This is a genomic window from Candidatus Methylopumilus universalis (assembly GCF_006364435.1).
Classification (GTDB): domain Bacteria; phylum Pseudomonadota; class Gammaproteobacteria; order Burkholderiales; family Methylophilaceae; genus Methylopumilus; species Methylopumilus universalis.
This window is the reverse complement of sequence record NZ_CP040977.1, coordinates 966,031-992,560: the sequence shown is the minus strand read 5'-3', so window position 1 is coordinate 992,560 and position 26,530 is coordinate 966,031. Positions and strand designations below refer to the sequence as shown.

Annotated in this window: 27 protein-coding genes and 2 tRNA genes; 8 read left to right on the top strand and 21 right to left on the bottom strand. The window is 35.8% G+C overall.

The genetic code is table 11. From position 1 onward, the window contains the following. Window positions 1-43: 43 nt before the first annotated feature. Genes FIT70_RS05230 through miaB form a run of 4 tightly spaced genes read right to left on the bottom strand, consistent with a single transcriptional unit; the run spans window position 44 to window position 3,617 of the window. A complete protein-coding gene (locus tag FIT70_RS05230; protein WP_139928899.1) occupies window positions 44-877 on the bottom strand; it encodes an HlyC/CorC family transporter in 834 nt (277 codons plus the stop codon). Beyond that, window positions 874-1,329 carry an rRNA maturation RNase YbeY gene (gene ybeY, locus FIT70_RS05225; RefSeq protein WP_223255698.1) on the bottom strand — a complete coding sequence of 152 codons (456 nt, stop codon included), beginning with the start codon at window positions 1,327-1,329 and terminating at the stop codon, window positions 874-876. Before ybeY ends, FIT70_RS05230 begins: the two co-directional genes overlap by 4 nt. A gap of 10 nt (window positions 1,330-1,339) precedes the next feature. Then, window positions 1,340-2,287 (bottom strand): PhoH family protein, encoded by a 948-nt coding sequence (locus FIT70_RS05220; protein WP_139868194.1) that lies wholly within the window; start codon window positions 2,285-2,287, stop codon window positions 1,340-1,342. Between the two features lie 7 nt (window positions 2,288-2,294). Then, window positions 2,295-3,617 (bottom strand): tRNA (N6-isopentenyl adenosine(37)-C2)-methylthiotransferase MiaB, encoded by a 1,323-nt coding sequence (gene miaB, locus FIT70_RS05215; RefSeq protein WP_139931032.1) that lies wholly within the window; start codon window positions 3,615-3,617, stop codon window positions 2,295-2,297. Between the two features lie 132 nt (window positions 3,618-3,749). Here miaB and cysG point away from each other — a divergent pair, with 132 nt between their 5' ends. Next, complete coding sequence (gene cysG / locus FIT70_RS05210; RefSeq protein ID WP_139931030.1) at window positions 3,750-5,129, top strand: siroheme synthase CysG; 1,380 nt, start codon at window positions 3,750-3,752, stop codon at window positions 5,127-5,129. On the opposite strand, the gene FIT70_RS05205 is transcribed toward cysG, so the two are convergent. Both FIT70_RS05205 and FIT70_RS05200 read right to left on the bottom strand, forming a co-directional pair. Continuing rightward, window positions 5,126-6,442 carry an ATP-binding protein gene (locus FIT70_RS05205; protein WP_139931028.1) on the bottom strand — a complete coding sequence of 439 codons (1,317 nt, stop codon included), beginning with the start codon at window positions 6,440-6,442 and terminating at the stop codon, window positions 5,126-5,128. The genes cysG and FIT70_RS05205 overlap by 4 nt on opposite strands. After that, window positions 6,439-7,158: a response regulator gene (locus FIT70_RS05200; protein ID WP_028818232.1), complete on the bottom strand. Its 720-nt coding sequence runs from the start codon at window positions 7,156-7,158 to the stop codon at window positions 6,439-6,441. The genes FIT70_RS05205 and FIT70_RS05200 overlap by 4 nt, the downstream gene beginning before the upstream one ends. Before the next feature lie 166 nt (window positions 7,159-7,324). Here FIT70_RS05200 and FIT70_RS05195 point away from each other — a divergent pair, with 166 nt between their 5' ends. After that, the gene (locus FIT70_RS05195) at window positions 7,325-7,834 is read left to right on the top strand and encodes an EF-hand domain-containing protein (RefSeq protein ID WP_139931026.1); all 510 of its coding nucleotides are present in this window, start codon (window positions 7,325-7,327) and stop codon (window positions 7,832-7,834) included. A gap of 31 nt (window positions 7,835-7,865) precedes the next feature. Further along, a complete protein-coding gene (locus tag FIT70_RS05190) occupies window positions 7,866-8,996 on the top strand; it encodes a GNAT family N-acetyltransferase (protein ID WP_139931024.1) in 1,131 nt (376 codons plus the stop codon). A 4-nt stretch (window positions 8,997-9,000) separates the two neighbouring features. On the opposite strand, the gene FIT70_RS05185 is transcribed toward FIT70_RS05190, so the two are convergent. The 9 genes from FIT70_RS05185 to FIT70_RS05145 all read right to left on the bottom strand — a co-directional run bounded on the left by FIT70_RS05185 (window position 9,001) and on the right by FIT70_RS05145 (window position 15,893). Beyond that, window positions 9,001-9,077 (bottom strand) — tRNA-Met (locus FIT70_RS05185). Window positions 9,078-9,142: 65 nt separating this feature from the next. After that, on the bottom strand, window positions 9,143-10,228 hold the full coding sequence (gene ychF, locus FIT70_RS05180) for a redox-regulated ATPase YchF (protein ID WP_028818234.1): 1,086 nt from the start codon (window positions 10,226-10,228) through the stop codon (window positions 9,143-9,145). A gap of 12 nt (window positions 10,229-10,240) precedes the next feature. Continuing rightward, complete coding sequence (gene pth, locus FIT70_RS05175; RefSeq protein WP_139931022.1) at window positions 10,241-10,816, bottom strand: aminoacyl-tRNA hydrolase; 576 nt, start codon at window positions 10,814-10,816, stop codon at window positions 10,241-10,243. A 61-nt stretch (window positions 10,817-10,877) separates the two neighbouring features. Further along, a complete protein-coding gene (locus FIT70_RS05170) occupies window positions 10,878-11,573 on the bottom strand; it encodes a 50S ribosomal protein L25/general stress protein Ctc (protein WP_139931020.1) in 696 nt (231 codons plus the stop codon). Between the two features lie 74 nt (window positions 11,574-11,647). Continuing rightward, on the bottom strand, window positions 11,648-12,580 hold the full coding sequence (locus FIT70_RS05165) for a ribose-phosphate pyrophosphokinase (RefSeq protein ID WP_049814345.1): 933 nt from the start codon (window positions 12,578-12,580) through the stop codon (window positions 11,648-11,650). Window positions 12,581-12,636: 56 nt separating this feature from the next. Then, window positions 12,637-12,713, bottom strand: a tRNA-Gln gene (locus FIT70_RS05160). Window position 12,714: 1 nt separating this feature from the next. Next, the gene (gene ispE, locus FIT70_RS05155; protein WP_139931018.1) at window positions 12,715-13,596 is read right to left on the bottom strand and encodes a 4-(cytidine 5'-diphospho)-2-C-methyl-D-erythritol kinase; all 882 of its coding nucleotides are present in this window, start codon (window positions 13,594-13,596) and stop codon (window positions 12,715-12,717) included. Further along, entirely contained in the window at window positions 13,583-14,200 is a 618-nt protein-coding gene (locus FIT70_RS05150; protein WP_028818239.1) for an outer membrane lipoprotein LolB, read from the bottom strand. The genes ispE and FIT70_RS05150 overlap by 14 nt, the downstream gene beginning before the upstream one ends. A 22-nt stretch (window positions 14,201-14,222) precedes the next feature. Next, on the bottom strand, window positions 14,223-15,893 hold the full coding sequence (locus FIT70_RS05145) for a tetratricopeptide repeat protein (RefSeq protein ID WP_139931016.1): 1,671 nt from the start codon (window positions 15,891-15,893) through the stop codon (window positions 14,223-14,225). A 151-nt stretch (window positions 15,894-16,044) separates the two neighbouring features. Here FIT70_RS05145 and FIT70_RS05140 point away from each other — a divergent pair, with 151 nt between their 5' ends. From FIT70_RS05140 to mutM, 5 genes are read left to right on the top strand one after another with little or no spacing between them, the layout of a single operon-like run. Beyond that, window positions 16,045-16,977 (top strand): ABC transporter ATP-binding protein, encoded by a 933-nt coding sequence (locus FIT70_RS05140; RefSeq protein WP_028818240.1) that lies wholly within the window; start codon window positions 16,045-16,047, stop codon window positions 16,975-16,977. A gap of 22 nt (window positions 16,978-16,999) precedes the next feature. Continuing rightward, window positions 17,000-17,746, top strand: coding sequence for an ABC transporter permease (locus FIT70_RS05135; RefSeq protein WP_139868168.1), 747 nt, complete (start codon window positions 17,000-17,002; stop codon window positions 17,744-17,746). A gap of 2 nt (window positions 17,747-17,748) precedes the next feature. Further along, a complete protein-coding gene (locus tag FIT70_RS05130; protein ID WP_028818242.1) occupies window positions 17,749-19,134 on the top strand; it encodes a GldG family protein in 1,386 nt (461 codons plus the stop codon). A 9-nt stretch (window positions 19,135-19,143) separates the two neighbouring features. Then, on the top strand, window positions 19,144-20,031 hold the full coding sequence (locus FIT70_RS05125; RefSeq protein WP_139868166.1) for a DUF4340 domain-containing protein: 888 nt from the start codon (window positions 19,144-19,146) through the stop codon (window positions 20,029-20,031). Between the two features lie 8 nt (window positions 20,032-20,039). Beyond that, window positions 20,040-20,855 carry a bifunctional DNA-formamidopyrimidine glycosylase/DNA-(apurinic or apyrimidinic site) lyase gene (gene mutM / locus FIT70_RS05120; protein WP_139928892.1) on the top strand — a complete coding sequence of 272 codons (816 nt, stop codon included), beginning with the start codon at window positions 20,040-20,042 and terminating at the stop codon, window positions 20,853-20,855. Here the strand turns inward: mutM and FIT70_RS05115 are convergent. The 6 genes from FIT70_RS05115 to rpoH form a co-directional block, all read right to left on the bottom strand. After that, entirely contained in the window at window positions 20,852-22,282 is a 1,431-nt protein-coding gene (locus FIT70_RS05115; RefSeq protein WP_139931015.1) for a high affinity choline transporter 1, read from the bottom strand. The two genes, mutM and FIT70_RS05115, sit on opposite strands and share 4 nt — an antisense overlap. A 17-nt stretch (window positions 22,283-22,299) precedes the next feature. Beyond that, window positions 22,300-23,844 (bottom strand): ubiquinone biosynthesis regulatory protein kinase UbiB, encoded by a 1,545-nt coding sequence (ubiB, locus tag FIT70_RS05110; RefSeq protein WP_139928891.1) that lies wholly within the window; start codon window positions 23,842-23,844, stop codon window positions 22,300-22,302. After that, the gene (locus FIT70_RS05105; RefSeq protein ID WP_139928886.1) at window positions 23,841-24,401 is read right to left on the bottom strand and encodes a ubiquinone biosynthesis accessory factor UbiJ; all 561 of its coding nucleotides are present in this window, start codon (window positions 24,399-24,401) and stop codon (window positions 23,841-23,843) included. Before FIT70_RS05105 ends, ubiB begins: the two co-directional genes overlap by 4 nt. Next, window positions 24,398-25,150 (bottom strand): class I SAM-dependent methyltransferase, encoded by a 753-nt coding sequence (locus FIT70_RS05100; protein ID WP_139868156.1) that lies wholly within the window; start codon window positions 25,148-25,150, stop codon window positions 24,398-24,400. The genes FIT70_RS05105 and FIT70_RS05100 overlap by 4 nt, the downstream gene beginning before the upstream one ends. Next, window positions 25,143-25,523, bottom strand: a complete 381-nt coding sequence (locus FIT70_RS05095; protein WP_139931013.1) for a gamma-butyrobetaine hydroxylase family protein — start codon at window positions 25,521-25,523, stop codon at window positions 25,143-25,145. The genes FIT70_RS05100 and FIT70_RS05095 overlap by 8 nt, the downstream gene beginning before the upstream one ends. Before the next feature lie 68 nt (window positions 25,524-25,591). Next, window positions 25,592-26,452, bottom strand: a complete 861-nt coding sequence (rpoH, locus tag FIT70_RS05090) for an RNA polymerase sigma factor RpoH (protein ID WP_028818249.1) — start codon at window positions 26,450-26,452, stop codon at window positions 25,592-25,594. Between the last annotated feature and the right edge of the window lie 78 nt (window positions 26,453-26,530).

The following is a 26,530-nucleotide window of genomic DNA, read 5'->3' as shown; positions in this document are numbered from 1 at the left end:
CCTAAAACAATTTGAAGAATAATATGTCGATTAGTTCAAAAAATTACACGCTATTAGAGGGGGTGTCAATTTCAAGGAGTACGGAATAGAGTTTGCGGCTATCAGCCCTGAGAATTGTGATCTTAAATCCCTCGAAAGTAATTTTTTCATCTCGTTTTGGGAGGTGGCCAAATGCATGAATAATTAAGCCACCAATGGTTGAAAATTCTTCATTACTAAAGCTAACATTAAAGTAATCATTAAAATCTTCAATTTCTGTCGATGCTTTTACTCTATAGTGGCCATTTTTATCTTGAATAATATTGTCTTCGGTTTCATCAAAATCAAATTCATCTTCAATCTCACCAACGATTTGCTCTAATACATCTTCGATCGTGACCATACCAGAAACACCGCCGTATTCATCTACGACGATAGCAATGTGATTTCTACTTCCTCTAAACTCTTTAAGCAGGACATTCAGCCTTTTAGATTCAGGAATAAAAACAGTAGGGCGCAGCATATCTCTAATTTCAAAGTCATCACCTGCATAATATTTGAGAAGATCTTTAGCAAGCAAAATGCCTATCACATCATTTTTATCATCTTCGATAACAGGAAAGCGAGAGTGAGCTGTCTCTATAACAAAAGGGATAAATTTTTCTGGTGGATGAGAGATATCAATTACATCCATCTGTGATCTTGGAATCATAATATCTCTGACTTGCATTTCGGAAACTTGCAGCACACCCTCAATCATTGAAAGCGAATCAGCATCCATTAAATTTTTCTCATATGATGATTTGAGCAGCTCAAAAAGCTGTTCGCGATCTTCGGGCCCCCTCAAGAGAAAGTGACTGAGACGTTCGATTAATTTAGACTTCTTTAATTCGCTCATTGCGATTTACTCTCTTCTATGAGGTATGGATTTTTATAGCCTAACTTAGTTAAAATTTTAATTTCCTTAGCTTCCATAATATCAGCATCTTTTTTATTTTCATGGTCGTAACCATATAAATGAAGTGCGCCATGAATAATAAGATGAGCATAATGGGCTTCAAGTTTTTTTGATTGTTCAAGCGCTTCTTTTTCTATAACTGGCGCACAAAGAACAATATCTCCAATTAAATGAACCTCATCGTCTACGAGAAATGAAAGTACATTTGTCGGATATTTTTTTTTGCGATATATATTATTTAAGTTTATTGACTCATCGTTATCTACGATTCGAATAGTTATCTCAGCATTTTTATCAACGATAGGCGAGAGCCATTTTAGACATTGTGTTTTTTTTAAGATTGGTTTTTTATGCACCATATCTTGAATGGCAATGATCGGTTTCGATTCCATTTAAAGTGAATTACTTACTTTCTTTTTTTTCGAAGGTTTCATAAGCATTAATAATTTTTTGAACAAGTGGATGCCTGACGACATCTTCAGATAGGAAATGAGTGAATGCAATACCTTTAACTTTAGACAAGATCTTTTTTGCTTCAATCAACCCACTTTTTTGTCCTTTTGCTAAATCAATTTGCGTGATATCCCCTGTAATGACAGTTTTTGAACCAAAGCCAATGCGCGTCAAAAACATCTTCATTTGTTCAGGTGTTGTATTCTGAGCTTCATCTAAAATAATAAAGCTTTGATTTAATGTACGCCCCCTCATGTAAGCTAACGGGGCAATCTCGATGATACTTTTATCAATCATTTTATGAACATTATCGTAACCTGCGAGATCATAAAGTGCATCGTAAAGAGGTCTTAGATAAGGGTTTACTTTTTGTGCTAGATCACCTGGAAGAAAACCTAATCGCTCACCCGCTTCTACGGCAGGCCTGACTAAAACGATACGTTTAATTTTATCTCGATTAATGGCATCCACGGCGCTAGCTACAGCAAGATATGTTTTGCCAGTACCTGCAGGCCCAATACCAAAAGTAATATCAAAATCTTGTATATTTTTTAAATATGCATTTTGCCTTGGTGTTCTGCCCCTAAGATCACTTCGTTTTGTTTTGAGCTCATTAATTTCTGCAGTTGCTTTTACCGTTTTTTCAAATTTATTTATTTCGACAAGCCCTAATTGAATATCTTCCAGTTCAATAGGATCGCCCGCTTCTTTATAAAATTTTTGGATAAGCATTGCTGCGGCTTTGATATTTTTTGAAGAGCCGTTGACGATAAAATTTGATCCACGTCTCACAATATCAACTTCTAGAGCTGCTTCAATTTGTTTTAGGTTTTGATCTAATGCACCACATAAATTAGATAGTTGCCTATTATTGTCAGAAGGTAAATTGAATTCCATACCCATATTAAATGATTTCTCCGCGAAGCCTTTTCGAAGTTACCTCAGTAATTGTTACATCTACAAATTGGTTGATAAATGATTTATCAGTTTTAATATCTACCACTCTATTATTATCTGTTTTGCCAGCCATTTCAGCTGGATTTTTCCATGACTGACCATCAATTAGAATGCGCTGTTTAGTCCCCAACATAAGGTGACTAATTGCTTTGCCTTGAGCTTCATTCATCAATTGTAATTCATTCAATCTTTTTAATTTTGTCTTATGTGGAATTTCATCATGAATATATGAGGCTGGAGTCCCAGGTCTTGGACTGTATAAAAAACTAAAACTGAAGTCAAATTGCACTTCTTCCATAATTTTTTTTGTCAGCTCAAAATCGGCATCCGTTTCATTGGGGAATCCAACAATAAAATCAGAGCTTATTGAGATTTGAGGACAATTCTTTTTTAATTTTCTTATGATATTTTTATACTCTAGCGCTGTGTAGTTTCTTTTCATAGCTGACAATATGCGATCTGAGCCAGACTGAATAGGCAAATGAAGATGAGCTGCAAGTTTTGGAAATTTTCCAAAGCATTCAAGAAGATTTTCACTCATTTCATTTGGATGGCTTGTTGTAAATTTAATGCGTTTAATTTCATCAATTTCAGATATGTACTCTATAAGTAAAGCTAGATCTGCAGGTGATCCATTCTTAGTATGAGATCGATAAGCATTAACATTTTGTCCTAGCAAAGTTATTTCTTTCGCACCCAAGGAAGCTAGATGAATCACTTCGGCTAATACATCCTCAAACGGTCTCGAGATCTCTTCCCCTCTCGTGTAAGGGACGACACAGAATGAACAATATTTGCTGCAACCCTCAATAATTGAAACCATGGCTGAAGCACCTGAGAAACTTGGGGAAGGCAAATGATCAAACTTTTCTATCTCAGGGAAAGAAATGTCAACTTGTGACAAGCCAGCTGATCTTCTTTTGCTTACCAAATCTGGCAATCGATGAAGAGTTTGTGGGCCAAAAATTAGATCCACAAAAGGAGCTCGCTTAAGAATATTTTCACCTTCCTGACTTGCAACGCATCCGCCAATTGCAATAAGTAGATTTGGATTAGCTTTCTTAAGGGTCTCATACTCGCCAAGATGGCTGTAAATTTTTTCTTCAGCCTTTTCCCTTACGGAACATGTATTTAAAATAATAAGATCTGCTTCTTCGGGATTTTCAGTTTTAGAGCTGGCGTGGGCCTGATTTAATACATCTTGCATTTTTGATGAGTCATACTCATTCATTTGACAGCCGAATGTTTTAATAAAAACTTTTTTAAGCATAAAGCTACAGGAATAGATGGCGCATTAAAATTGGTATATGTTAAGTATAGTGGCTTTAAGTGATTAATAATACAGGTAAATTATTGCATTTTAGATAAGATTTACCTTTCAATGAACAGGTAAAATAATGCTATGAAAAGTTTCCCGATTTTTATTAATTTAATACATAAGCCTGTTTTGGTTGTAGGGGGCGGGGATGTTGCTTTAAGAAAGATTGATATGCTTCTTAAGGCTGACGCAAAAATTACTGTAATCGCCTCTAAGTTATGTAATGAATTAAAGCATTATGAAAAATTAAAAAAAATTCAAGTTAGATTAAAGTCCTTTGAGAAAAATGATTTAACTCATTCGGTTCTTGTTGTTGCAGCGACTGACAATAAAAAAGTTAATTCGTTAGTTTCCAAAACTGCTCAAGCTCTTAATATTCCGGTCAATGTAGTCGATGAACCTGCACTTTGTACTTTTACAATGGGATCGATTATAGATCGATCACCTTTACTAATTGCAATTTCGAGCGAAGGTAATGCCCCTGTATTAGCTAAATTTGTTCGCGAAAAAATTGAAGCCTTGATTCCACATAACTTTAGTAAGCTTGCCTCTATTATGGGCTCCATGAGAGATAGCATCAAAGGGAGGTATGAAACAACACAGACTAGGAGAATTTTTTGGGAAAATTTTATTGATCATCCTTTAGTTAGACAGTTTCTTAATCAAACCAAAAAACTTAGTACCCAGCAATTAATGACATTAGTAAAAAAGAATGGCATACAAAAAAAACAGGGCGAAGTTTTTTTAGTCGGTGGCGGACCAGGCGATCCAGATCTTCTCACATTCAGAGCGCTCCATTTAATGCAGCGATCAGATGTATGTATTTATGACAAGCTTGTCAGTAAGGATGTATTAAATCTTGTGAGACGTGATGCAGAGTTTATATATGTTGGCAAGGAAAGAGATCGACATACTTTACCACAAGAAAAAATTAATCAACTGCTCGTAAAGTTAGCAAAAAAAGGTATGCGTGTTTTGCGATTAAAAGGTGGAGATCCTTTTATTTTTGGCAGGGGCGGCGAAGAAATAGAAATGCTTATGGAACATAAAATTCCATTTCAAGTAGTGCCTGGAATTACTGCTGCTAATGGCGTATCTTGTTATGCAGGCATTCCCTTAACCCATCGAGATTATGCGCAGTCTTGTACATTTGTTACAGGTCATATGAAGGATGAAAGATTGACCCTCGAATGGGATTCATTAGCTAAGCCTAATCAAACCATTGTCATTTATATGGGACTCTTAGCACTTTCGCAAATCTGTGAACAACTTATTAAACATGGCGCTTCTAAAGGTTTGCCGATCGCAGTTGTTGAACAGGGAACTACTTCAGGGCAAAAGGTTGTAAGTGGAAGCCTTTCTGATATTACTCAAAAAGTTGATAAGAAAAAATTACAATCACCATCACTTATTATTATTGGCGACGTTGTTAGACTTCGAAAAAAATTAAATTGGTTTAGTTAGCTTTCGCTCACTAAAGGAAGAATAATCTTAACTTCTAAACCTTTTTTTGCTCGATTTGAGATTGTAAGTTTTCCATCATGTGATTGGGTAATGCGCTCTGCAATTGCAAGACCTAGGCCGCATCCTTCGCTGTTGCCTCTTGCCTCATCCATGCGCTCAAAAGGCTTAAGGAGCCTTTTAATTTCTTCAGGGGGTATACCTGGCCCATCATCTAAAATGCTAATTGAAATGCTATCCTTATTTTTTTTAAGTGTAATTAATACCTCTCCGTTTGAATATGAGAATGCATTATTGATTAAATTATCAAATAATCTTCTAAATGAAACAGGTCTGATGTCATAAAAAATAGGTATCTTAATATTACTCACGAAAACAATATTGTGATTAAGCATTTTATGCTGCTCTTTTAAGTGACTAAAAAAATCATTTAAATTTGTTAGCGATTTACTTTCTTGATCAAAGCCACGAACGTAATCCATAAATTGGTTAAGAATACTATCTATCTCACCAATATCTTCCTCCATACTTTTTTTAAGTTTGGTAGCTATTTTTTCAGGAAGCATTTCAATTGCAATTCTAAGCCTGGTGAGTGGTGTTCTCACGTCATGAGAAATGCCGGCAAGAAGTAGCTTTCTCTCTTGCTCTACTTTATTAAGACTCTCCGCCATTTCGTTAAATGTTTGGCTCATCATTTGGAATTCAGTCACACTATCTAAAGGAAGTTTTTCAGGAAACATACCTTTTTTTAGCTGCTCTGTTGCATTGATTAAAAGATTTAGAGGCTTATTAATTCTTGTTGCAGTAGCATATGCACCAATGATTGAAAGACCGGCAACAATAATGCCCCAGCCAATCCAGTGCCATGGGAAAGGCCTATCTCCTGGCGTGGGAATCACTACCCAAAACTCATCTTGATCAATAGCAAAGCTTACCCAAAGACCTGGGATACCATAGTGATTAGTAACTACAATGGTATTCTCACCGAGCCTTTCTTTAAGCTTGCTTACGATAACTTGCAAGAAAGGGTCCGGAGCTAGCGGCTCAATATCTTCAAAGTAATAAGCAGGATAAATTCTAATATCACCTTTGGTTGATAGCTCAGATAGAAGCTCAAGTCTTTTATCTTCTCTTGAGGATATAAGGGAGACTCTTGTAAAATTAACTATCGTTTCAATTTCTTGAGCTACAGCTTCGGCTCTGGGGCCTCTTTCAAAATAGTCAAATATTCGAATTGACACAACTTGCGCAATGATAAGCACTGTTGCGATAAGAATAAGAAATCTAGCGAGAAGTGTATTAGGAATAAATTTCAATGCGCGGCATCACCATCTGGAACGAAGATGTATCCAAAGCCCCACATCGTTTGAAGAAATTTAGGGCTCGTATGATCTTCTTCTAGAATTTTTCTTAATCTTGAAATTTGAACATCAATACTCCTGTCAAAAACATCAAGTTCACGCCCTTTAGCTAATTGCATAATTTGATCTCGAGATAAGGGTTGGCGGGGGTGATCAATAAATACTTTTAATAATTCGAATTCTCCAGATGTAATACTAATAGGCACACCATTTTTTGTGAGGCTTCTTGCGTCTGAACTAAATACAAAAGGACCAAACGCTAAGCTCTCGGAATTTGAGGCCTGCGCTTGTTTTAAATCATTACGTCTTAAGACTGCATTAATACGCGCCAAAAGTTCGCGAGGATTAAAGGGTTTTGATACATAATCATCTGCTCCCATTTCTAAGCCCACAATTCGATCAATTTCATCACCTTTAGCGGTAAGAATAATAATAGGGGTGAGATTTCCCGACCCTCTTAATCTTTGGCATATAGCAAGCCCACTTTCTTCAGGCATCATCAGGTCGAGAATGATGAGACTAACTTGATGGCTAGCAATAAATGTATCCATCTCCTTGCCGCCGTTAGCCGAATGCACATTTAGGCCTTGATCAATAAGATATTGGCTTGTGAGATCCCTTATTTTAGGATCGTCATCAACAATTAAGATAGATGCTGGATTGGTTGCCATGGTTTTAGTCTAAATCAGTTGGTGCGAGTTGAACTTAATTTATAAGTTTACATCAAAGTGATTGTGATCCATTGTTACAAATAGAAACAAATATGCATTTTTTTGTAATAAAGTGTTTACATTTAGGATTGAATATAGGACTCCTTTTCAGATAAAAATCAATCAATTGCATAATTTATTAAAACTCGTTTTATTTTGCTCGGCTGCGTTTTCTGGCTTATCCATGCAGGCGTTTGGTGGGACTAACAATCAGGTACAAAAAGCTGAATCAGAAACTAATTCATCTGTTGCAACTGAGCTTAATAAATTAAAAGAAAGTAGCGCATTATCTCCAGAAGAGCGAGCAAGAATTAGACGTGCTCTTGCAGCGTACGCAAAATCATCAGGTAAAGAAAGTAGTCTTATTGAAGAAAAACAGAGAGAAATGCTAAAAGGTTTGGAATCCCGATTTATTGCTTGCGATGAAGATAATGACAATACGCTGGATTTAGCAGAAACAACTCGATGCTTACCTCAAGTCGCCCGTCAATTTAACCGTCTTGATCTCGATGAAAATGAAGTTATATCACTAGATGAGCTTGCTTTATTAGCAAAGGAATTTGAAAAAGCCCATATAGAAATTAACAAACGTAAAAATAATCAAGCCTCATCAAATACCAAAACACCCATAAATTAAGTCTTAGTGAATCTTGTTAGAATAGATCGCTATGGCACGCTTAGAATTTCAATCTAGCTTTAAAGATATCAATCAAAAAGAATGGAATGATCTTACAAAATCCAACCCTTTTTTAAGGCTTGAATTTTTTCAATCACTTGAGGCATCGAAGTCCATAGGAGAGGGAACAGGATGGCACCCTTTTCCGGCAATTGTCATTGATCAAGGGAGCCTCGTTGGCGCATCGCCTATATTTTTGAAGGAACATTCTTACGGCGAATATGTATTTGATTGGTCTTGGGCAGAAGCCTACCAAAAATATGGAAAAAACTACTACCCAAAAATCGCTTCTTGTATACCATTTACTCCAGCGACCGGCCCTAGAATTTTTGGATTAGATCTATCGATTAAAAAAAATATAGCTGTACAAATAGAAGAGCTAGCTTATGAAAATAAAATGTCTTCAAGTCATATTTTATTTTGCAATGAGAGCGAGAAAGATATATTTGGAGATCCAAAATGGATGCTAAGAGAGGGGGTTCAATTTAAATGGTTTAATAAAAATTACAATAATTTTGCAGAATTTTTATCTCAACTCTCTCACGATAAGCGCAAAAAAATAAAACAAGAAAGAAAAAAGATTCATGACTTAGGGCTTAAGATTAAAAAAATAAAAGGCCCTGAAATTTCAGAATCAGATTTAGATTTTTTTTATGCTTGTTACTGTAATACCTACCAAGATCATCATTCGCATCCATATCTCACAAGAATTTTTTTTAGTCTTATCAAAGAAAGCATGCCTGAGAACTTATTATTGATATTGGCCTATGAAGGAGATCTTCCTGTCGCAGCGTCATTCTTCATTTATGATGATAAAAATTTATATGGAAGATATTGGGGGTCAAAATCTTTTTATCCTGGACTGCATTTTGAACTTTCTTACTATCAAGGTCAGGAATTTTGTATTGAAAATAGAATTGTTTCGTTTGAGGGTGGGGCGCAAGGAGAGCATAAACTTGCAAGAGGTTTTGAGCCATTCAATACATTTTCATTTCACAGAATTTTTGATGAAAAATTTGAGCTCGCAATCAAAGATTTTTTAAGAAGAGAAAAGACTGGAATCGATCAATATACAAACGAACTTAATGAGAGAGCACCTTATAAAACTGAATTAAATATTTAAAAGATGGTGGTGATGGAGGGTCACGATCCCTCGACCTCAGGATTATGAATCCTGCGCTCTAACCAGCTGAGCTACATCACCCTTTTGTGAAACAAATGAAGCGTTGAATTATATTTTTTTAAGCCCTTAAAGTCAAAGATTGATCGCTATACATTAAACCTAAAATGCATCACATCCCCATCTTGAACAATATACTCTTTACCCTCTAAGCGCATTTTCCCAGCCTCTTTAGATTTTTGCTCGCCATTGTATGTAATAAAATCATTGTAAGAAATAACTTCTGCACGAATAAAGCCTTTTTCAAAGTCCGTATGGATAACTCCGGCAGCTTCAGGAGCAGTCGCACCTTTTTTTACAGTCCATGCTCTTACTTCTTTTACGCCTGCTGTGAAGTAGGTTTGTAAGCCTAGCAGCGTGTATGCGGATCTAATAACTTTATCGAGACCTGGCTCTTCAAGACCGAGCTCGCTTAAAAATATTGCTTTATCTTCGTCTTCTAGGTCAGCAATTTCAGCTTCAATTTTTGCACAGATAGAGATTACAGGAAGATTGTCTTTCTGAGCTAATGCTTGAAGTGAGTCCAGTATAGGGTTATTAGTGAATCCTGTTTCATTCACATTAGCAACAAACATGACAGGCTTCACAGTAATTAAGCAAAGAGGCTTAATAAGTTTAAGCTCATCCTGATCTAAATTTAAATTTTTAACCAGTTTTCCCTGGTCAAGGTGTGTTGCAACTTTTGTCAGAATTGAAACTAGCTGAATAGCTTCTTTATCTCCTGACTTTGCTTTTTTATTTTCGCGATGAAGTGTTTTATCCACAGTTTCCATGTCCGCTAAAATAAGCTCTGTATTGATGACTTCAATATCAGAGAGAGGGTCAACTTTGCCAGAGACGTGAACAATATTGTCGTCTTGAAAGCAGCGTACTACATGCACAATGGCATCTGTTTCTCTAATGTTAGCTAAAAATTTATTACCAAGGCCTTCGCCCTTGGAGGCTCCAGCAACAAGGCCTGCGATATCAACAAACTCGACAATGGCTGGCTGGGTTTTTTCTGGATTAACTATTGCTATTAGCTTTTCGATTCTAAGGTCTGGAACTTCTACAATCCCAATATTGGGCTCGATGGTACAGAAGGGGTAATTTTCCGCGGCTATACTTGCCTTAGTAATCGCATTGAATAGCGTTGATTTTCCGACGTTAGGTAATCCGACAATGCCACATTTCATAATTTATTTTCTTTATTTGTTAGTGTGAAGATTGAGCATAGCTTTTTCAAATTGACCTGATGCAATTTCATTAAAAAGTTTACTGCTTGCTTCTATAGATTCATCGATGAGACTTCTCTCTTTAGATGAAGGATTTTTTAAAACATAATCAACGACTAAATGCTTCTCTCCTGGATGACTAATACCAATTTTTAACCTCCAAAAATCTTGAGAGCCGATGCATGCAAATATACTTTTAAGCCCATTGTGACCGCCATGACTTCCGCCAAATTTTAGCTTGGCTTGACCGACGTCAATATCAAGGTCGTCGTGAATGACTAAGATTTCATTTGGATTTATCTTATAAAACTTTGAAATTGCTGCAAGCGCTTTTCCACTATCATTCATGTAAGTGCTAGGCTTAGCAAAATAAATTTCATCTGCATTGGATAATTTTCCAATACTTGAAGAAAACTTATCGCTATTTTGTAACTTGATATTATGGTGATGAGCCACGAGATCAATCCACCAAAAACCTGCATTATGTCTAGTATCTGAGTATTTTTCGCCAGGATTTCCAAGGCCTACAAATAATTTAATTTGGTTCATATGAAAAAATAAGGCGCACTTTTTTTAAATTAAGTGCGCCTTATTCATATCAAAAGTTAAATTACTTAGCTTTGTCTGATTTAGCTTCGTCAGCTGGAGCTGCATCAGCTGCCTTAGCGCCTTCAGCTGCTGGAGCGGCAGCATCTGCAGCGCCTTCAGCTGGTTTAGCTACAACTTCTTCAACTATTGCTCTTGGTTTAGATACAGATGCCACTGCTGCATCGTTACCATGCGAAAGTTGAACGAATTCTACGCCTTCGCCCATTTTAATTTCTGACAAGTGAATTGATTGGCCGATATCAAGTGTCGCCAAATCAACTTCAATAAACTCAGGAAGATTTTTTGGTAAACATGAGATATTTGCTTCAGTCATGATGTGAGACACAATACCGCCGTTAAGTTTAACGCCTGGTGATACTTCAGCATTAATAAAGTGGAACGGTACTTTCACATGAATTTTTTCATTTTCATTGACACGTTGAAAATCAATATGCTGAATTGTGTTTCTTACAGGATGCATTTGATAATCTCTTAACAAAACAGACTCTTTAGAGCCTTCTAAATTGAGCGTTAAGATAGATGCATGAAATGCTTCATGTCTAAATTGTAAAAATAAAGATTTATGCTCTAGGTCTAATGAGATAGGGTCTTTGCCTCCACCATATAAGATTCCAGGAACACTTCCAGCGTGGCGAAGACGGCGGCTCGCACCCGTACCTTTCACACCACGTTTTGTTGCGTTAATTTCGATTTTCATTTACCACTCCTTAAATTAAATCTGCATTCCGCGACCAGACTGCAGCAGTTTCTTGGTCAATATGACCAAATTCTTTATTCCATAAAAAGAGAACTTACGGAATCACCTTGGCTGATACGACGAATCGTTTCTGCTAAGAGTTCAGCAACACTTAGTTGCCTAATTTTTTTGCATGCCATTGCCACTTTATTAAGTGGAATTGTATTTGTTACAACTAATTCATCTAATGCTGACTCAGTAATAATTTTTGCTGCGTCTCCCGAAAGAATTGGGTGTGTCGCATAAGCCACCACTTTAATAGCGCCATTCTTTTTTAAAGCAGCGGCAGCTTCGCAAAGTGTATTTGCAGTGTCGACCATGTCATCAATAATAACGCAGGTTCTATTTTCTACTTCACCAATAATATTCATTACTTTAGACACATTTGGCTTTGGTCTACGTTTATCTATGATTGCAAGATCTGACCCTAATTGTTTAGCGCACGCTCTTGCTCTAACAACACCGCCAACATCAGGAGACACTACTACAAGATTTTCATGCTTTTGTTCAAGCAAATCTTTAAGCAGCACAGGTGTTGCGTATATGTTATCAACAGGGATATCAAAAAACCCCTGAATTTGGTCAGAGTGAAGATCCATAGTAAGCAATCTATTCACACCAACACTTGTAAGCATATTAGCTACAACTTTAGCTGTAATCGCAACCCGCGCTGATCTTGGTCTTCTGTCCTGCCTTGAGTACCCGAGATAAGGGATGGCTGCTGTAATTCTCGATGCAGATGATCTTCTTAAGGCATCTACAATCACCATAATTTCCATTAAGTTATCGTTGGTTGGATGGCTTGTAGACTGAAGCACAAATACATCTCTACCACGAACATTTTCAAGGAGCTCAACCATGATTTCCCCATCACTGAAACGCCCTACGTCAGCGCGACCAAGGTGCATACCAAGATTCTCTGCAACTTGCTCAGCAAGAATAGGATTGGCATTGCCCGTGAATATCATGACGCTGTTATTGTCCAAAGTCTCGGTCCTAGTTATGAATGGTCAGTCTCAAAAAATGGCAGGGGAGGAAGGATTCGAACCTTCGCATGCTGGAATCAAAATCCAGTGCCTTAACCAGCTTGGCGACTCCCCTATTATTCTGTTCCCAACATTAAATTAAAATGAGGGTGGTTATTTAATCCTTTAACTACAAAGCCTAGTGTATGTTCTGGCCTTTTCTCTGCTATTTTTTTACCTTCATCTACCGAACTTAAAGAGATAAAAAAACATGATCCTGAGCCCGTCATTTTTGCGTGGCCAAACTGGTTTAACCAGTCAAAAACAAGGGTAATTCCTTTAAATTCTTTTAAGACTCCTTTTTCCAAATCGTTGACCAAATTTTTAGGGTCTAATTCATTGGAAAAGCCTGCTATTTTCAATGGAATCCGGTCTTTTGTCAATTCAAGTGACTCAAAAACCTCTCTCGTGGAAACCGTCTCCCTAGGCGCTATGACAAGGTAATCTTGCGGTGTGGTCTGGAAAGGGGTGAGCTTTTCACCTATACCTTCAGCCCAAGCATTTTGACCAAAAATAAAGAATGGAACGTCCGCCCCTAGCTTAAGAGCTAATTCTTGTAATTCTTGCTGAGTCAATTGGCAATCCCATAGAGCATTGAGGGCAATAAGTACAGTTGCAGCATCTGAGCTTCCTCCTCCAAGACCACCGCCCATCGGGATAGTTTTTTTAATGAAGATATCTGCACCTGATTGCTTGTTTGCAAATGGCTTTAATAAGTGAGCAGCTTTAATGGTTAAATCATCACTTTCTTGAATGTTAGGGTGATGAGAAGTGCGACGTATCAACCCAGACTCGTTTGTCTTTATAAAAAGATTGTCATAAAGATCGATGAGCTGAAAGACTGTTTGAATATTGTGATAACCATCAAGTCTCTTATTTATTACATGAAGAAATAAGTTTAACTTTGCTGGCGCCAAAAATTCTTGATAACCATTTTCTTTAAGTTCATTTGCCTGCAATGTTAATAATCTCTTCTACGATAAAATTAAAATTAAATGTACCTTGAGTAATTGATATTTTAGAGGGAACGGTATAGCCATCCTGAGTTTTGAAAGCATTAATTAAAATATTCCACTCATCATTATAAAAATGAGTTGCACGATTAAGTTGATTTTCATCTTTACGTAAATTTTTAATTCGATCAACGTGATTTGTAATCAGATTTCTAAAAAGATCTGGTGAAATATTCTTACCAAATAAAGACTGTATATAGCGATCAAAGTCATCACCTGATAGTATTTTTCCATTGGCATCAATGATGCGTTTATCATGAGATGAGTAAATAATTTTTGCAACTTGGGTATTAAAGGGCGAAAAGATATCAATCTCATCTTGATTATTTTCATAGTGCCAAATGAGACGGCCTGAGCCTCCTTTAGAATCGATAGAGTAAGAAAATTTAGCTTTTATGGAAAATTTCTCTATAAAACGATTTTCGTCAATGGCTTGCGAGGTTTCAATTGCAGGAGAATGAGATCTAAATATCTCAAATGGATCATTCAATGTTGTGCAGCCTGAGAAAAAAAATACTACAACAAGAAGGGAGGCGCTAGAAAAATTCAATTAAATAAAAGCTCTGTAAGAGTTAACGTAATCTTTTAAACGTTTCTTTCAGAACTTCATTATCGGGAAATGATTGAAGTGATAATTCTAGAACATCGCTAGCTTCTTTCTTTTTTCCTTGGGCCCACAAAATTTCACTAAGATGTGCTGCGATCTCTGGGTCCGCTTGAATATCATAGGCTTTCTGAATGAAAGAAAGAGCAGAATCTAATTTGCCAAGTCTGAAATACAACCAACCCATACTATCTAAAATATAATGATTATTAGGTGATATCGATAAAGCAACCTCAATATATTTTCTTGCATCTTCTAAATGAATGTTTCTATCAGCAAATGAATAGCCCAGTGCATTATAAGCTACAGCGTAGTCAGGTTTAATCTTGATAGCTTCCCTTAAAAGATTTTCCATTAAGTCATATTTATTTAACTTATCCGCGAGGAGTGCATAATCAAATTTGAATTCAGCAGATTTAGCAAAGTTAGGCGCCTCACTCTGCATGAGCTGAAACGCTTCTTGGTGGCGGTTAAATCGAGTGAGTAAAGATGTTTTTAATTGAACGACACTTAATTTTTCATCTGCCGAATTAGATTTTATTGTACTTAAAAATTCCAATGCTTTATCGACGGATTCTTTTTTTGCAATGATTTCTGCTGTAATTAATTTTGATTCAATAAAATGATTTCCATTGCCTACTTTATTAAGCCAAGCAATTGCCGCATCAGTCAGATTCTTTTTGTCTGCAATTTTTGCAAGGTAGATAAAGACTTGATCTTTGTCTTTTGGGTTTCTTTTAAGGCTTTGTAAAAAATACTTTTCAGCAAGATCGTAATCTTCAAGCTCAACTGATAACAAACCCACAGCAAGTGTAACCTCCGCAGAACTATTTGCTGTATTTACAAGTTTAATAAATTCATTTTTAGCTTCATTAAATTTGCGACCATTTGTTAGAAGCTTTGCATATTCGAGTCTTACATCGTTTGATTTTGGATATTTACTTAAGAAACCACTATAGAAATTAAGGGCATTTTCTGGACTTTCTTGAGCCAAGATTTGCCCTTTAAATAAGACTGGCATCTCCCATTCCGGTTTAATTTGATTGATAGCAGCCAATTCTTTTTCATACACTTTTTGATCTTTACCAATCCAAGCTGCATGCACGACCGCAAAATGTGCCTCTGCTAGTTTGGGATAAGGTTGAGCAAGCTCGGTTACTAAAGTCAATACAGCTTTCTTATCTGGCACTCGAGAAAGCATGCTATTCAAGTACAAAAAGCCACTCGCCCTTGTTTTTTCTTTGAGGAGTAACTTTTGTAAAACTGACTTTGCTTCGTTAAGTTTATTGTTGGCTATAAGTATTTCACTTAAGGCTTGTTGAGCATCAATAGAATCTTTATTAAGCTCATTCCATACCTTGGAAGCCTCCAAAGCTAAAGCAGCATTTCTTGTGTAGCCAGTAATTTTTGTTGCGCGTTCAGCTAATAGAGCGTTATCAGTTTGCTTGGCTAAATCCAAAAAAAGTTCGCTGGCAAGATTAAGCTCCCCGCGTTGAGATGCAATTTCAGCTAATAAGAGCCTAAAAACAAGATCAGGATTGGTATAATTATTAGCAGAACTTGATGTGCCTGGCTTTGCATTAGCTAAAATACTAAACAGGAGAATGGTAATAAGTGTAAATATTCTAAGCAGATGCATAAAGATTCCTGAGATTTGATTTCCACAATAGTTTAAACTAATTTGACAAATAGCTGTCAGCAATGATCCGGGGCTTAATAAAGCAAAACAAGATATTTTAATATGTATAATCTATGATTCATTTTTTCAATAAAAATTCAAAAAAACATCTATGTCAAATTTAACCTTAGAAGCTATTGAGCTGACGCGCCTTTTTGGGGGTCGCGAGGCCGTTAAAAATGTAAGTTTTCAACTAGAAAAAGGTGAGGTTCTAGGCTTTCTTGGACCTAATGGAGCCGGTAAGTCGACCACAATGCGAATGCTTACGGGAAATTTAGCCCCCTCGATCGGTACCGTAAAAATTTGTGGCATTGATATGATTGAAAATCCTAAGGAAGCAAAAGCATTAATAGGGTATTTGCCTGAGATGCGTCCCATATATAAGGAACTTACGGTGGATGAATTTTTAACCATTGCTGCCCGTCTTCATAAGGTACCTAGTAAACAAATTAAAAAAGCTGTAGAAATTGCCAAACAAAAATGTGGCCTAAGCCATATGAGCAAGCGATTAATTGAAAACTTATCTAATGGCTATCAGCAACGCGTAGCAATTGCTCAAGCAATTATTCATAATCCTTTAGTTGTAATTCTTGATGAGCCTACAGTAGGACTTGATCCGATTCAAATTAGAGAAATTAGGTCACTTATTAGAGAAATAGGTCAAAAACATAGCGTAATTTTATCTACACATATTCTTCCTGAAGTTGAAATGGTATGTGATCGTGTTCAAATTATCGATAAAGGTAATTTAGTATTTCATGGGTCAATTGATGAATTAAAACAGCATCGGCAAGGCAATAAGCTTATGGTGGGCTTTGCAAAAGCACCTACAGTCTCAGCACTTAAAGATATTGAAGGTGTTATTAAAGTTGAAAAAGCAGAAGATCGTATGTATCGCATTCACTTTAAAAATAAACAGTCTCCAGCAGATGCTATCGTGAGGTTATCGGTAAAAAATCGCTGGGGGCTTTATCAAATAGCTCCTGATCAAACGAGCCTAGAAGATGTTTTTGTGCAATTAACTGAAAAGAAACAAACAAATTAAATGAATATGAGTGATCGCTAAAATGATTTTAAATATCGCAAGAAAAGAGCTTAAAAGTTTATTTGCTTCACCAATGGGGTGGACTATATTGGCCCTTCTTATGGCTTTGCTTGGTAATTTTTATCTGACCGGAGTAAATAAATACTTTGAAGTGATGTCGGGTGCAGTTCGACCTGCTGAAAGAGTTGGAGTTACAATTTTTGTAGGTCAGACAGTTTTTGGCATAGCGCGCTATATTATGCTTTTCGCTGTTCCACTTTTGACTATGCGTCTTATTAGCGAAGAGAGACGCAATCAAACATTGCCATTTTTATTTAGCGCACCCATTTCGTTAACTGAAATTGTTTTAGGTAAATTTGTCGGATTGATTATTTTCTTAAGCATTCTTATTGTTTATATTTTTATGATGCTCATAACGCTTAATATTTGGTCGGATATAGATTTTGGGTATTTAATCGCAAATTCATTTGGTCTTTGGCTTCTTTTAGGAAGCTTTTCTGCTTTAGGTATTTATTTTTCAAGCTTAACAAAACAGCCTATTATTGCTGCAATACTAAGTTTTATCTCATTATTTGCATTAATTTTTCTTGAAAGTATGTTTGCGAGTGATCCTAATCACTGGTTTGCATACGTATCCTTAATGAAACACTTCCAAAGCTTTTCAAGGGGAATGATTGATACCTCGGATTTAATATATTTCTTTTTATTCATTTCAACATTCTTAACATTAACTATAAGACGTCTTGATGCAGAAAGGCTTCGTGGATAATTATGAAAGTTAATCCAAAATTAAGATTACAGATTCTTATACAAAATAGTTTTTTTGTAGTTTTATTCATAGCCTTAATATTTTTATTAGGATTTGTTGCAAATCAATACAAGTTTGCTAAAGATATAACCCAAGCTAATAGAAATACATTAACAACCGGAAGTATTAATGTATTGAAGCAAATGCAAGGCCCAATAACATTAACTGTCTTCGCTTCGGAAGATGACGTGAATAACGGTGACACATTTAGGCAGGGCATTATTAATTTTATGGCCAGATATCAGAGAACGAAACCTGATATCAATGTTAAATTTATTAGCCCAATAAAAGAACCAAAATTAGCCCAGGAAAACGGTATTAAAGAAGACGGCGAAGTTGTGGTTGAATATCAAAAAAGATCTGAGCATATTAAACCTCCTTTTGCAGAACAAGAGATGACAAATCTTTTTATGCGCTTATCAAGAACAAGCCAACAGGCAGTTATGTATTTAGATGGACATGGTGAAAGAAACTTAATTGGTCTGAAGAATAATGACGTAGGTGAATTTGGTAAGCAATTAGAATCTAAAGGTTTGAAATTCGCTAATTTAAATTTAACTATTGAGCCAGAAGTTCCTTTGAATGGTTCGATGTTAGTGATTGCAAGCCCGCAAAAAAATATTTCTCCAATTGAAGCAAAAAAAATTAAAAAATTCTTAGAGTCAGGCGGAAATTTACTTTGGCTTCTTGATGATAATAACTTTCATGGCCTAGATGAAATTGCTACCTATCTTGGACTAAGCGTTTCAAGCGGACAAGTTATAGATCCAGCAGATAGGAGTGAGGGGAGTAATGAAAATATTGCTTATGCTTCTTCTTATGGTGAGCACGCTATTACTAAAAACTTTATGCTAGGAACTCGATTTTCTAATGCACACGAAGTTAATGCTAAAGGAACATTAGATAATGGTTGGGAAGTTAGTAAATTGATAGAGGTATCGCCCAACGGATGGCTGGAGTCTACTCAGGTAATGGCAAATCAAAAACCTACTTTCGATAAAAGCAAAGATAAGCCTGGCCCAATTAATATAGCAGTTGCACTTCAAAGAGTTTATGGAAAAAAGGGCCAAAGAGTGGTTGTAGTGGGTAATGGTAACTTCTTATCTAATACATTTATTATAAATGGTGGCAATTTAGATCTCGGTATCAACATGATTAACTGGCTATCAGGCGATGATAATTTAATTTCTATACAGCCCATGCCATTAAAAGATGTCAATGTCACTATTCCTGATAACAAAATTTCATTCATTATTGCCTGGACCATATTCCATAGTTTTCAATACTTCATACCGATTGGTTTTTTTGTTGTAGGTATACTGTTTTGGTTCAAACGAAGAAAAGCTTAGTTTGTAATTATGAAAAATCGTTGGCTAATTAATATTATCTTGTTAGTGATGGTTTTATCGATATCACTCTTTTTATTTCTAAAGCCTTCAAAAATAAAGCAAACCAAACAATTTTCAATTAGCACTTTTAATTTGAGCGATTTTGACTCTATAAAGGTAGATTTTCCATCTAGAGCTTCTGTGATTTTTAAAAAATCTACCGAGTCATGGGATATGGTTGAGCCTATAAAAGGTAGAGCAGACCAATTTTCAGTGCAAAAAATAATATCCATCGTAGCAACATCAAGTAGCGAAAAATTGCCTTCAAACGATCTAGCAAAATATGGCTTAGATAAACCTACTATGAATTTAAAATTAATTCATAAGGGGGTGGAAGAGGAGTTTATTTTTGGCACATACAACTCTGTAACAGAAGACCAATACCTTTTGTATAAAGACAATGTGTACCTTATTAGCGGTTCTTATTCTGAATCTGCATCTACGCAGCCAATTGAGCTCATTGATAAGTCTCCCTTAAGCAAGTCAGAACAAATTAAGGATTTCGATTTTTCTCGTCTTGAACAATGGAAATCTAAAAAATTAAAAGTCACGCGCAATAATAACGAATGGTCTGCAAACGAAGGCAATCAACTTAAACAAAGCGATATGGCTGAATGGTTTGATATGACATGGGTTAAAAATCCAGCAAAGTCGGTTGAAAAATTCGCCATTGATTTAAGGATCCCATATAAGAGTTTTGATATCCATACGACAGATGGGAAAAAGATTACATTTTTACGTGTCCAGGAATCACCGGAGACGCAACTCTATAGAGTAGATGAAGGTTTACTGTACCACTTTGGGAGTGATATTGGATTTACTATGCTGAATCCTCCCGTCGAACATTCTAATAAATAAATTCTTTTATGCCTGAACTTCCAGAGGTTGAGATCACCTGTATCGGTCTAAAACCCATTCTTCAAAAGTCTATTTCAAATATTATTATCAGGAATCCATCTTTAAGATGGCCAATTCCATCGCACTTAAAGAAAACACTTCCTAACCAGAAAATACTCTTCATAAAAAGACGCGCGAAATATATTCTTGTTCAATTTGAAAAAGGCACCCTCATGATTCATCTAGGCATGTCAGGACGGCTTGAAATCTTAGACAAAGAGATACCTCCTAAAAAGCATGATCATGTTGATATCACGTTTCATAATTCAAAAAATATTTTGAGGTATACAGACCCAAGAAGATTTGGATCTATATTCTGGATAGATAAAGATATTAAAGATCATTTTTTAATTTCTAGGTTAGGTCCTGAACCATTAGAAAGTTTATTTACTGGAGATTATTTATTTTCAAAAGCGCAGAATAAAAAATCACCTATTAAAAATATCATCATGGATAGTCATATCGTTGTTGGCGTTGGTAATATATATGCAAGTGAATCATTATTTAAAGCTGGAGTGATTCCCAGTAAATTAGGTAAAGACACTTCACTGGACGAATGCACAAAGATCGTTAAACATATTAAAGCTACATTAATAAAAGCAATTGAACTAGGCGGAAGTTCTCTTAAAGATTTTTATAACGTTAATGGACAGTCTGGTTATTTTCAGCAGACTTATAATGTTTATGGAATGAAAGGTAAGCCTTGCCGAAAGTGCAAGTCAATTATTGAAAACATAAAAATTGGACAGCGCTCAAGTTTCTTCTGTATTAAGTGTCAGAACTAATTAATATTAAGCTTATTTGTTTCTTTGATAATCTTCGGTAATAAGGACCCTACAATCATCCCAATAATACTATTACCCAAGCCAATTAGTTGAGCAGGAATCAGCGCACTATCACCTAAAAATACTTCTACGAATAACCACGAACCTATACCGCCAATAATGGCCATTAAAGCCCCTTGGCTATTAGCTTTTTTCCAAAATGCACCAAATACGAGAGGCACAAAAGCACCTGCTAAGGTAATTTTATAGGCTGATTCAACCATCCCAAAAATGGAAAGATTTGAACTAAGGGCATATAGCAAGACAATAGCAGAAAAACAGACGAGGGTAATTCTCATAATTTTGAGTAAATGTTTGTCGCTGATTTTCGGAAAATAACCTTTAACAATATTTTCTGCAAAAGAAATAGATGGCGCTAGAAGCGTTGCTGAAGAGCAACTCATTATTGCTGATAGAACAGCTCCAAAAAATATCACTTGTGCAAAGAGTGGCATATAGTTAAGCACAAGCATGGGCAAGACATGCTGTGAGTTTGTATTGACGAGTCCGTTAAAATATTCAGCATCAATTAAAGTTGCCGAATATGCAATAAACATTGGTACAAACGTAAATATAAAATAAATTGAAGCGCCAAGTATCGAGCCGTATAACGCAATTTTGGCAGTTTTAGCCGATGTTACGCGTTGAAAAACGTCTTGTTGAGGAACCGACCCCAGCATCATAGTAATCCATGTACCCAAAAAAGTTATCCATGTCCAAATATTACCTTTTGGGAAAAAGTCTAACTTATGATTTATAGAGGCACTTTCAATAACCGGGGCAACCCCCCCTGTTAAATGAGAAATAGCATATGCAATATATAGAAGCCCACCAATAACTACGATCATTTGGATAAAATCTAATATGGCTACAGATAACATGCCGCCAAAGGTAGTGAAAGTCAGCACAATTAATATCCCAATAACCATGCCCAGTTCTTCGCTAATATATTGATGTGTAATAAGGTTAAATATTAATCCAAGCGCTTTAATCTGTGCCGCTACCCATCCCAAGTATGAGATGACAATTGCGATAGTTGTTAATACCTCAATAGTTCTGTTGTATCTCGCCCTGTAAAAGTCTCCCAAAGTAATAATATTTAATTTATATAATTTAGAAGAAAAGAAAATACCAGCAATAACCAAACAAAGGCTTGACCCAAAAGGGTCAGCCACAACCCCATTTAAGCCTTCTTTAACAAAAGTAGACGACACACCAAAAATTGCTTCTGCTCCAAACCAAGTTGCAAAAACGGTTGCAGTCACGATAGGGAGTGGCAGGTGCCTTCCGGCTACAGCATAGTCTTTCGTATTTTTAACGCGGGAGGATACAAAAATACCAATCCCAATTGTGACTAAAAGATAGAGAGAGACAAACCAAATAAGCAAATCAAAACTTCCTAAATTTATTTAATAAAACAAAACAAGATTGTTAAATTTAGCAACAAAGTAAATCCAATTAAAGCAATAGCAATTTTAAACCAGCGATTCTGTTTTTTTTGCGTTTTTAATAGGTGATTAATGTCATCTTGGTTAAATGCATTTATATTTTCATGTTTTTTTTGTTCGAGAAACTCATGAATAAGTCTTGGCAATTGTGGCGTTAAATGAAGCCAATGTGGGAGTTCATTTTTTAAACTCTTTAAAATATGTTTAATACCTTTTTGTTCTGACATATATTTTTTCAAAAATGGAGCGGCTGTTTTCCATAAGTCTAAATCAGGATCTAGGTTTCGACCAAGACCCTCAACATTTAAAAGTGTCTTTTGAAGCATGGTAAGCTGAGGCTGGATTTCCATATTAAATCGTCTCGATGTTTGAAATAACCTGATAAGAAGGCGACCAAATGATATTTCCTTCAAAGGCTTATTAAAAATCGGCTCACATACTGATCGTATTGCATTTTCAAATTCATCTAAAGAAGTATTCCTAGGAACCCAGCCCGATTCGATATGAGCAAGTGCTACGTCATGGTAATCACGTTTAAAAAAGGCTAAAAAATTACGTGCTAGATAATTTTTATCATTCTCACTAAGAGACCCCATGATACCAAAATCCATTGCAATATAGCGACCATCATCAGCAACCTGAATATTGCCAGGGTGCATATCTGCATGAAAAAAACTATCCCTAAATACCTGCGTAAAGAATATTTCTACCCCGTTGCGTGCGAGTTGCTTAATATCGATTTTTTTCTTGCGAAGGATTTCGATGTGGCTTATAGGTGTTCCGTACATTCTTTCCATGACCATGACATCTTCATTACAGTAATCCCAATAAACTTCTGGCACGATAAGCAGTTTTTTATCTTTAAAATTTTCACCTAAGCGACTGCAATTTGCTGCATCTAACATTAGATTTAATTCACATTGAACATGTTTTGAAAACTCAGCTACAACCTCTCTTGGCCTTAGTCGTTTGCCATCTGACCATGTCAATTCAAGCATGAAAGCAATGAGATAAAGTAAATTTATATCTTTATTAATCACGCGCTTAATATTAGGTCTTAATATTTTGACTGCAACATCTTTTCCGTCATGAAGCGTTGCAAAGTGAACTTGGGCAACTGATGCACTTGCTATAGGGGTTTGGTCAAACGTTTTAAAAATTTTATCTGGCGACATACCATATGAAGCTGTAATAATTTTTTCAACATTCTTATACGGAAAGGGGGGCACTTGATCCTGAAGTTTAGCTAGCTCATCTGCAATATCTAAAGGAATGAGATCTCTTCTGGTGGATAACATTTGACCAAATTTAACAAAAATTGGACCTAATTCTTCGAGCGCAAGCCTAAGTCTTGTACCTCTATTTTCTTTGGCTGATCTAAAGAAAAATAGTATCGAGATAGAATAGGCAAAAACATTCAGTTGTCGATTGAATGTGATGAACTCCTCGAGGCGATACTTAATAAGTATATAAAGTATATAAATTAATCTAAAGTACTTCATAGCTTTTTAAGCCTAAGTTCTAAACGATCCACGTCAAATCGCAAACGGTCAACTTCATTATTAAATTGTTCTACTAGTCTTTTCTTAGCAATCATTGGCTTCTCTTCGAGCCAGTACTCTTTAAATGTGTCTGCAATATTAAATGATGTCTCTTTTGTTGAAGTTACTACTTTTTTCGCAAGTTTTACGAGATGGTATGCTGGAATATCTCCAATCATCTCACTCAAATCATCTTCATAATCCCACTCAACATCTCTTAATAAGTTACTCATTAGCGTGGCAAACTCGATATCACCTTTAATTTCAATGTAAGTTTTTTTATTTCCACGCATAAGTTCAATTGCTGAGGATATAGATAATTTAATTTCTGCATCATAAGTATCGATTTGATCTCTATATTCTGGGAGGCCGCTCTCATTAATTATTAATGCGTAATGAATGGGCCCTACATTAAATAAAATAGATTTTGATCTATGCTTGGTAAGACCTTTTTTTAACCACTCATTTTGTTGAAATAAATGGTTAGTGAGTTTTGTTTTAATTGTGTCAATGATCAAAATTTATATCCCATATGTATAGCAACTACACCCGAAGACAAATTCAGATATTCCACTTTTAAAAAAGACTCTGCTTCCATCATAGTTTTTAATGATTCTTGATCAGGATGCATTCTTATCGATTCGACGAGGTATTGATAACTTGATTCATCTTTAGCAAATAACTTACCTAATTTTGGCAGTAATTTAAAAGAAAATTGATCATAAAAAAACTGCAGTGGCTTCCAAACTTTTGAAAATTCTAGGATCAAAATTTTTCCACCAGGAGATAAGACGCGATAAATTTCTTTTAATGCTCTTTTTTTGTCGGTCATATTACGAATACCAAAGCCTATTGTGACGCAGTCGAAATAATTATCAGGAAAGGGGAGTGATTCCGCATCGCATAATATAGAAGGTATAAAAATACCTTGATCAATTAATTTATCGCGTCCAATGTTTAGCATGGATAAATTAATATCAGAATGTATCATCTGCCCTTTAAAATCAGATGATTGCACCCCTATTTTTTTTGCAAGAAGAATAGACAAGTCAGCTGTTCCACCTGCAATATCAAGAATCCGTGCATTTTTCTTTACGTTAGAAGTATTTACAAGAAATTTTTTCCAAATATGATGCATTCCAAATGACATCAGATCATTCATCAGATCATAATTTGATGCCACAGAATGAAAAACAGAGGCTACCTTGCTAGCTTTTTCCGTTTCATCTACTTCACTATAGCCAAAATGTGTTTTTTTATTAGGCATGCGTTTTTGTTCTTTGAATACCCGCTAGAGATAATTTTCTTAAATACTCTTCCCAGAGCGCATCATAAGTTGCAGCAAGTTCATAAAGATAATCCCAGGTATATATGCCTGTATTATGGCCGTCTGAAAATATTAATTTAATTGCGTACTGGCCGATGGGCTCAATATTTTCAATGGTGACATTTTCTTTTTGTACTTGAAGTGTTTCTTGCCCTGGCCCGTGACCTCTTACCTCAGCGGACGGAGAATGCACTCTTAGAAATTCGCATGAAAGCATGCATTCGGTTAGATTGTTAAATTTAATTTCTAACAGATTAGACGACTGATGAAGCTTAATTTCTAAAGGGTATATTTTAGCGTTACTTGTTGTCACTTTATGAGGAAGCCTAAAAAAACTATATTATCGGAGTTCTATTGGCTTTTTTGGTAAAAATTAAATGATTAATGAATAGAAGATTGTAGTAATGATTTAATTTTTTTCATTGCTGATTGTTCGATCTGTCTAATTCTTTCAGCAGACACGCCAAGCTTATCCGCAAGTTCGTGAAGAGTTGAGGCATCTTTATCTTTAAGCCATCTTTCTTCTAAAATAAGACGACTTCTTTCATCGAGCGATAAAAGCGCTGTTTTAAGGGTAGACAGACTATTACTTTCAGATTGGTCTATTTCCATTTGTTCTGATGGTTCAGGCGCCTCATCTTTTAGGTAAGCGATGGGTCTATAAACATCATCTTCTGATTCTTCAGATCCATAATCTAATGATATTTCATTGCCATTAAAGCGATATTCCATTTCGCGCACATCTTCAGGCTTCACATTAAGCTCTTTTGCGATCGAATTAATCTCATCGGATTTAAGCGGTTGAAGAGTTTTTTTCATGCTTCGTAGATTAAAAAACAACTTACGCTGTGCTTTTGTAGTGGCTGTTTTAACTAAACGCCAGTTTTTAACAATGTATTCTTGAATTTCAGCTTTAATCCAGTAGATTGCAAAAGATACAAGCCTTACACCCCTTTCGGGATCAAATCTTTTTACAGCTTTCATTAGGCCTATATTGCCTTCTTGAACTAAGTCTGATTGAGGAAGCCCGTAACCAGAATAGCCTTTAGCTACTTTAGCTACTAATTTTAAGTGCGACAAAATGAGGGTTTTCGCAGCCTCGAGATCGTTTGATTTTTTAAGGCGCATGCCAAGAGCCATCTCTTCTTCCGCAGTGAGCGAAGGAATAGTTCTGATGGATTGCATATAGCGGTCGTAGCTATCAATAGAACCCAATGTAGACAAGCTTAAATCCAAAGTCATTTTTTTAAAATCCTTTGTAAAAACTTCATTATTAAACATAATTTTAGCACTCTTCCTTAGAGAGTGCTAGTCTAATAA

Bases quoted from the DNA above. Each gene is read 5' to 3' on its own strand.
- FIT70_RS05230 (WP_139928899.1), bottom strand. From the start codon at position 877: ATGAGCGAATTAAAGAAGTCTAAATTAATCGAACGTCTCAGTCACTTT.
- ybeY (WP_223255698.1), bottom strand. From the start codon at position 1,329: ATGGAATCGAAACCGATCATTGCCATTCAAGATATGGTGCATAAAAAA.
- FIT70_RS05220 (WP_139868194.1), bottom strand. From the start codon at position 2,287: ATGGAATTCAATTTACCTTCTGACAATAATAGGCAACTATCTAATTTA.
- miaB (WP_139931032.1), bottom strand. From the start codon at position 3,617: ATGCTTAAAAAAGTTTTTATTAAAACATTCGGCTGTCAAATGAATGAG.
- cysG (WP_139931030.1), top strand. From the start codon at position 3,750: ATGAAAAGTTTCCCGATTTTTATTAATTTAATACATAAGCCTGTTTTG.
- FIT70_RS05200 (WP_028818232.1), bottom strand. From the start codon at position 7,158: ATGGCAACCAATCCAGCATCTATCTTAATTGTTGATGACGATCCTAAA.
- FIT70_RS05190 (WP_139931024.1), top strand. From the start codon at position 7,866: ATGGCACGCTTAGAATTTCAATCTAGCTTTAAAGATATCAATCAAAAA.
- ychF (WP_028818234.1), bottom strand. From the start codon at position 10,228: ATGAAATGTGGCATTGTCGGATTACCTAACGTCGGAAAATCAACGCTA.
- pth (WP_139931022.1), bottom strand. From the start codon at position 10,816: ATGAACCAAATTAAATTATTTGTAGGCCTTGGAAATCCTGGCGAAAAA.
- FIT70_RS05170 (WP_139931020.1), bottom strand. From the start codon at position 11,573: ATGAAAATCGAAATTAACGCAACAAAACGTGGTGTGAAAGGTACGGGT.
- FIT70_RS05165 (WP_049814345.1), bottom strand. From the start codon at position 12,580: ATGATATTCACGGGCAATGCCAATCCTATTCTTGCTGAGCAAGTTGCA.
- FIT70_RS05145 (WP_139931016.1), bottom strand. From the start codon at position 15,893: ATGCATCTGCTTAGAATATTTACACTTATTACCATTCTCCTGTTTAGT.
- FIT70_RS05140 (WP_028818240.1), top strand. From the start codon at position 16,045: ATGTCAAATTTAACCTTAGAAGCTATTGAGCTGACGCGCCTTTTTGGG.
- FIT70_RS05135 (WP_139868168.1), top strand. From the start codon at position 17,000: ATGATTTTAAATATCGCAAGAAAAGAGCTTAAAAGTTTATTTGCTTCA.
- FIT70_RS05130 (WP_028818242.1), top strand. From the start codon at position 17,749: ATGAAAGTTAATCCAAAATTAAGATTACAGATTCTTATACAAAATAGT.
- FIT70_RS05125 (WP_139868166.1), top strand. From the start codon at position 19,144: ATGAAAAATCGTTGGCTAATTAATATTATCTTGTTAGTGATGGTTTTA.
- mutM (WP_139928892.1), top strand. From the start codon at position 20,040: ATGCCTGAACTTCCAGAGGTTGAGATCACCTGTATCGGTCTAAAACCC.
- ubiB (WP_139928891.1), bottom strand. From the start codon at position 23,844: ATGAAGTACTTTAGATTAATTTATATACTTTATATACTTATTAAGTAT.
- FIT70_RS05100 (WP_139868156.1), bottom strand. From the start codon at position 25,150: ATGCCTAATAAAAAAACACATTTTGGCTATAGTGAAGTAGATGAAACG.
- rpoH (WP_028818249.1), bottom strand. From the start codon at position 26,452: ATGACTTTGGATTTAAGCTTGTCTACATTGGGTTCTATTGATAGCTAC.